The organism is Reinekea sp. (genome assembly GCF_982785585.1).
Window position 1 is genome coordinate 1 of record NZ_CEYAVF010000058.1, and the last position, 6729, is coordinate 6729.

6 protein-coding genes and 1 tRNA gene are annotated in these 6729 nt (G+C 55.0%); 6 read left to right on the forward strand and 1 reads right to left on the reverse strand.

Translation table 11 applies throughout. From position 1 onward, the window contains the following. Window positions 1–69: 69 nt before the first annotated feature. A tRNA-Leu gene (locus AC4FIC_RS14765) sits at window positions 70–155 on the reverse strand. Window positions 156–503: 348 nt separating this feature from the next. Here AC4FIC_RS14765 and queA point away from each other — a divergent pair. From queA to trpS, 6 genes are all read left to right on the forward strand, one after another. Next, entirely contained in the window at window positions 504–1562 is a 1059-nt protein-coding gene (gene queA, locus AC4FIC_RS14770) for a tRNA preQ1(34) S-adenosylmethionine ribosyltransferase-isomerase QueA (RefSeq protein ID WP_100258111.1), read from the forward strand. Further along, window positions 1559–2695 (forward strand): tRNA guanosine(34) transglycosylase Tgt, encoded by a 1137-nt coding sequence (tgt, locus tag AC4FIC_RS14775; protein ID WP_405124663.1) that lies wholly within the window; start codon window positions 1559–1561, stop codon window positions 2693–2695. Before queA ends, tgt begins: the two co-directional genes overlap by 4 nt. Window positions 2696–2829: 134 nt before the next feature. After that, window positions 2830–3180, forward strand: a complete 351-nt coding sequence (yajC, locus tag AC4FIC_RS14780) for a preprotein translocase subunit YajC (RefSeq protein ID WP_100258112.1) — start codon at window positions 2830–2832, stop codon at window positions 3178–3180. Window positions 3181–3236: 56 nt separating this feature from the next. After that, window positions 3237–5078: a protein translocase subunit SecD gene (gene secD / locus AC4FIC_RS14785; RefSeq protein ID WP_476194325.1), complete on the forward strand. Its 1842-nt coding sequence runs from the start codon at window positions 3237–3239 to the stop codon at window positions 5076–5078. 10 nt (window positions 5079–5088) lie between these two features. Continuing rightward, entirely contained in the window at window positions 5089–6048 is a 960-nt protein-coding gene (gene secF, locus AC4FIC_RS14790) for a protein translocase subunit SecF (RefSeq protein WP_100258114.1), read from the forward strand. Between the two features lie 130 nt (window positions 6049–6178). Then, window positions 6179–6729, forward strand: a 551-nt coding sequence (trpS, locus tag AC4FIC_RS14795; RefSeq protein WP_490359435.1) for a tryptophan--tRNA ligase, incomplete at its 3' end; no start/stop codon positions are given.

A 6729-nucleotide genomic window follows, 5' to 3' on the forward strand; every position in this document is an offset into this window, starting at 1 on the left:
TGGGTTTTTAAGGCGGTTTTATCGCAGGCACAAAAAAGCCCGCTTCATAGCAGGCTTCTAAGCAATATTTGGTACCAGCGGCCGGACTCGAACCGGCACGCTTTTAAGGGCGCGGGATTTTGAATCCCGTGTGTCTACCATTTCACCACGCTGGCACTGTGGGGCGCTATTCTAGGGATTAATTCTTTTGTGTCAAGCACTTAGCTTAGGTTTTGGGGTCATTGGCTGACTTTCCCAGCTATGGCTGCGAATCCCCGCCATATACAGTCAACTTTGAGGAAATCGGTACCCGACAGGCGCAATTCGACCTAGGGGCCGAACTGGGTACCGGCTGACTGCTTATTGATCAATGAATGACCGCATTTACCCTACTGCGCACAACAGTCCATTAGTTTTGCAAGCCAGACTGTCATTATCGCCGCTAAGAATGGCCCTGCACCATAGAGACGGGCGGACAAATCAGATAGAATGGTCGGCCTTTTTTGGTACCCTGATAAGCCCGCATGCACCTAAACGATTTTGACTTTGAATTACCCGATAATTTGATCGCCCGCCACCCGGCCAGCGAACGCACGGGCAGCCGTCTGCTGCATCTGGCCGGTGATACCGGTCAATGCCAACACCTGCGCTTTCCGCAGTTTGAAGATCTGGTATCGCCTGGCGATCTCTTGGTCTTCAACGACACCCGGGTGATACCGGCCCGGCTGTTCGGCCAAAAGACCTCCGGCGGTAAGATCGAGGTGCTGATTGAGCGGATGACCTCCAGCCACACCGCCTTGGCGCATATTCGGGCCAACAAGAGCTCCAAGGTGGGTACCGAGCTGCTGATGGAAGGCGGCATCGAGTTGGTCGTGACCGGCCGCGATGACAATCTGTTTAAGATTGAGTGCCGCAACCCAGAGCCACTGGTCGATCTGCTCGACCAACACGGCCACATGCCATTGCCGCCCTATCTTGAACGGGCCGATGACAGCACCGACCGTGAGCGTTACCAAACCGTCTATGCCGACAAAAAAGGCGCCGTGGCTGCGCCGACGGCCGGGCTGCATTTTGATGATGCCCTGATGGCTCGACTGGCCGACAAGGGTGTCAACACAGCCTTTGTTACCCTGCATGTCGGTGCAGGCACCTTTGCACCGGTTAAAACCGAGCAGTTGGCTGACCACATTATGCATGCGGAGTGGGTCGATGTGTCGTTCGCCGTGGTTGAGCAGATTCGCGCCACTCAGGCCGCGGGTAAGCGGGTGATCGCGATCGGGACTACCAGTGTCCGTTCGTTAGAGAGTGCCTCGAGCTCTGGCGCTATTGAGCCCTTCACCGGGGACACGCGCATCTTTATCTACCCGGGTTATCGCTTTAAGACCGTCGATGCCATGTTAACCAATTTTCACTTACCCAAATCGACCTTGATTATGCTGGTCAGCGCCTTTGCCGGGCAGGATGCGGTGATGGCCGCCTATGCCGAAGCCGTGCACGAGCAGTATCGTTTTTTCAGTTATGGCGATGCGATGTTTGTCACCCCCCATAACCTACCGCCCTTAGCTAGCGAGGCCACCGCATGAGCCATTCCAGCTTTATGTCCTTCACCCTGCACAATACCGATGGCAAAGCGCGTCGGGGTACTTTGAGCTTTCCTCGGGGTGACGTGCAAACACCCGCGTTTATGCCGGTCGGCACCTATGGCACCGTTAAGGGCATGACGCCAAGAGATTTAGAAGACATCGGCGCGGAAATTATTCTCGGCAACACCTTTCATCTGATGTTGCGGCCGGGCACCGAGGTGATCAGCGACCACGGCGATCTGCACGACTTTGCCAATTGGTCCAAGCCCATCCTAACCGACTCCGGTGGCTTTCAGGTGTTCTCCCTGGGTAAGATGCGCAAGATTACCGAGGATGGGGTGACCTTTCAGTCGCCGGTCAACGGCGACAAGGTGCATATGACGCCCGAGAGCAGCATGGCGGTTCAGAAGGCGCTCGGTTCCGATATCGTAATGATCTTTGATGAGTGCACGCCCTTCCCGGCGACCCATGCCGAAGTGAAGAAATCGATGGAATTGTCACTGCGTTGGGCCAAACGTTCCAAGGATGCCCACGGCGACAGCCCGTCGGCGCTTTTTGGTATTATCCAGGGCGGTATGCTGCGCGATCTGCGTGAAGTCAGCTTGGCCGGTTTAACCGAGATCGGCTTCGACGGCTATGCCATCGGCGGCCTGAGCGTCGGCGAACCCAAGGAAGAAATGATGCAGGTACTCGATTACCTGCCCGCCCTGATGCCCGCCGACAAGCCTCGCTACCTTATGGGCGTGGGCAAACCGGAAGATCTGGTTGAAGGCGTGCGCCGCGGAGTGGATATGTTCGACTGTGTAATGCCGACGCGCAATGCCCGCAATGGCCATCTGTTTGTCACCGATGGTGTGGTCAAAATCCGTAATGCCAAGTATCGCCACGATACCAGCTCATTGGACGCCGACTGCGATTGCTATACCTGTCGCAATTTCACCAAGGCGTACCTCTATCATCTGGATAAATGTGGCGAAATGCTCGGTGCACAGCTCAATACCATCCATAACTTGCGATATTATCAGCGTTTAATGGCACAATTGCGCGGCGCAATAGAAGAAAATCGCCTCGATGCCTATGTCGAGGGCTTTTATCAGCTGCGTGGCTTGGAAACGCCGGCTTTGACACCATAAGACGACTATCCGATTTTTTGTCAACGGCCTGTATTGATTCTCGGAGCGGCACCTGCGTTCCGGCCCACCCGGTTCGGCTCGATGGACCGGGGAAGAATTTTAAAAAAAAACAAACCCATTACTTGGAGTACATCATGAAAAAGCTCGTCGCACTTGTATTAGCTTTAATCCCTGTTGCTGCCTTGGCCGCAGGCGAAACCCCAGCACAGCCCGCTTGGCAATTGCCAATTATGTTAGGTGTTTTCTTTGTGATCTTTTGGTTTATGGTTTGGCGTCCACAGTCCAAGCGTGCCAAAGAGCATAAAAACCTGCTCAGCTCGATTGGTAAGGGTGACGAAGTGGTCACAAATGCTGGCATCGCCGGCAAGGTCACCAAGGTAACCGACGACTATATCCAGGTTGAAGTGGCACCGAACGTCAGCTTAACGTTCCAAAAACACGCCATTAGCGCGACCTTGCCTAAGGGCACGCTCAAAGCTATCTAATATCGACAAACACCCAGCCTCGCTGGGTGTTTTGCTTCATCGGCCAGGGAATCACCATGCTAAATAAATACCCGTTGTGGAAATATCTAATTATCGGCTTCATTTTGGTCATTGGCGTCTACTACAGCCTGCCCAACCTGTACCCCAATGATCCAGCCGTTCAAATACGTGCTACCAAGGCGGGCGTCATCGTCAACAACAATACCTTGGCACAGGCCACTGCGGCCTTAGATGCAGCGCAAATCCAATATTTCGGTGCCGATGTGCAGGCTCAATCGCTGCTTATCCGCGTCAACAGCAATGAAGATCAACTGCTCGCTAAGGCCGCCTTGCAGGTTGGCCTGGGCAGTGACTATATAATCGCCCTGAACCTGGCCCCGACGACGCCCCAATGGCTCTCGGTGCTCGGCGGCAAACCCATGGCCTTGGGCCTAGACCTGTCCGGTGGTGTGCATTTCCTGATGGAAGTGGACATGGACAAGTACATCGGCAATCGCTTGGCCAACTTTGAAGCGGACATCAAGCGCAGCTTGCGTGAAGAGGGTATCCGCTATCGCGCCGTCAATGTGACCGGCAGTGACAGTATCCAAGTGGTTCTGGTCGACAGCGCCTTCCGCGATCAAGCCAAGACTTGGTTGAAGCGTAACGTCCCCGAGTTCCTCTATTCCGATACCGAGGTACGTGAGTTACCCTCGCTCAATCTGGTCTTGACCGAAACGGCCATCAGCGCCATGGAAGACTATGCGATTAAGCAAAACCAAACCACGCTGAGCAACCGAGTCAATGAGATTGGCGTCGCCGAGCCACTGGTTCAGCGTCAGGGTCGTAACCGAATTGTGGTTGAATTACCCGGCGTGCAAGATACCGCCAGCGCCAAAACCATTTTGGGCAAGTCCGCTAACTTGGAATACCGTCTGCAATCCAAAGACGGTAATGGTGACCTCTTTACCTTTAAAGATAGCAGCCGCACGGTCATGCTGGAAAAAGACATAATTGTGACCGGCGACAGCGTCACCAATGCCTCAACCACATTCGACGAGAATGGTACCGCGGCCGTTTCGGTCACGCTTAACAGCGCCGGCGGCGCGCGCATGGGCGAGACCACCAAGAACAATCTTAAGCAACCGATGGGCGTGGTCTTTATCGAACAGAAGTCTGAGCTGCTCGGCTATGAGACCATCAACGGTGAGCAGGTGCCGCAATATCGTAATTTTGAAGTACGCGAAATCATTTCGCTGGCGACCATTCAGGGCATCTTCTCGTCCAACTTCCAGGTCACCGGCCTCGATAGTCCGGAAGAAGCCTCGGAACTGGCGCTGCTGTTGCGCGCCGGCGCCCTGGCCGCACCGATGACCTTTGTGGAGGAACGCACGGTGGGCCCGAGCCTGGGTGCTGAAAACATCGCTAAGGGTTTGGAGAGCGTGGTGATCGGCTTTGGCTTGGTCATACTCTTTATGATTGGTTTTTATAAGGTCTTTGGCGTCTTTGCCAGCGTCGCGCTCTCGGTTAACCTGATCTTGGTGACCGCGGTTATGTCGATCCTCGGTGCCACCCTGACCCTGCCCGGCATTGCCGGCATCGTCTTAACGGTCGGTATGGCGGTCGACGCCAACGTGTTGATCTTCTCGCGCATTAAAGAGGAACTCGCCCTCGGCCGACCGATCCAGACCGCCATCGACGCCGGTTACAACCGCGCCTTTGTGACCATTCTGGATGCCAACATCACCACTCTGATCGTTGCCGTGATCCTCTACGCCATCGGCACCGGTTCAGTCAAGGGCTTCGCCGTGACCCTCTCGGTCGGTATTATTACCTCGATGTTTACCGCCATTATGCTAACCCGCGGCCTGACCAATCTGGTCTATGGCGGCCGAGTTGTCACCAAGTTACCCATTTAAGGAGACCAGTATGTCTGAAGTGAAAGTGCTCGACTTTATGGGTAAACGCAAAATAGCCCTGTTTCTGTCCGCCGTCCTATTGCTGGTCTCGGTGCTATCTCTGGCGACCCGCGGCCTCAATTTCGGCCTCGATTTCACCGGTGGCGCGCAGATTGAATTGGGCTTTGAACGCAGTGTGGATGTTGAACTGATCCGCTCTACCCTGGTCGATGCGGGCTACAAAGATGTCGCGGCGCAGTATTTCGGCAATAACACCGATGTGCTCATCCGCATGCAGGAAGACAACAACCCGGCTCTGGGTGAGGAAGTTCTCAGCTTGGTGCAAGCCATGCGCGACGACGTCAGCTTGCGCCGCAACGAATTTGTCGGCCCTCAGGTCGGTGAAGAACTGGCCAACCAGGGCGGCATCGGCATGCTGGTCGCCTTGGGCTTGGTGATGCTCTATATCGCCTTTCGTTTCCAATTTAAGTTTGCCATCGGCGCCGTGGTCGCCTTGGTACACGATGTGCTGATTGTGCTCGGGTTTTTCTCCCTGACCCAGATGGCGTTCGACCTCACGGTGCTCGCCGCGGTGTTGGCTGTGATCGGGTACTCGTTGAACGATACCATTGTGGTCTCTGACCGGATCCGCGAAAGCTTTCAGACCTTGCGCAGTAACGATATCTCGTACCTGATCAATATTTCGCTGACGCAAACGCTGGGCCGAACCATTATCACCTCCTTCACCACGGTCTTGGTGCTACTCGCCTTGGCGGTGCTCGGCGGTGAGATGATCTTTGCTTTCGCCATCGCCTTAATCGTCGGCGTGGCGATCGGTACCTACTCGTCAATCTATGTCGCCGCCAACATCCTGATGCTAATGAACATCTCGAAAGAGGATTTGATCCCGCAAGAGCGCGAGCAAGTCGATCAGGATGAGGTGCCCAGCTGGCTTAAAGATGAAGGCAACGAAGCCGACGAAAAACCTTAGTCAGGCGCGCCATTGCAGAGCCGAAGGCCGGTCTTAGACCGGCCTTTTTTATTGTTTCCGCCAGTTGCCCGGCACTTGTCGCTTATAGTACAGTGCTGGGCATAGGCCTTACTGATTAGACGAAACCAACATGACAACAACACGTGTACTAACGGGTATTACCGCCACCGGCAACCCCCACCTGGGTAACTACGCCGGCGCCATACGCCCTGCTATCTTGGCCAGCCAAAGCGCCAATGCCGAGTCCTTTCTTTTTTTAGCCGACTACCACGCCCTGATTAAAAGCCATGAACCGGCGCTGATCCGTGAGTCCGCGCGCTCGATTGCGGCCACCTGGTTGGCCACCGGCCTGGACCCGAATCGGGTGACCTTTTACCGCCAAAGCGATGTCCCCGAAATACTCGAGTTGTGCTGGATTCTGACCACCATCACCGCCAAGGGCCTGATGAATCGAGCGCATGCCTATAAGGCCGCGGTGCAGGATAATTTGTCGGGCAGCGAAGCTGATGCCGACAAGGGTATCGAGATGGGTCTGTTCAGTTACCCGATCCTGATGACGGCCGACATCCTGATGTTCAATGGCCAGAAAATACCGGTCGGCAAAGACCAGGGCCAGCACATCGAAATGGCGCGTGATATTGCCCAGCGCTTTAATCATCTCTACGGCGAGACCTTCAGCCT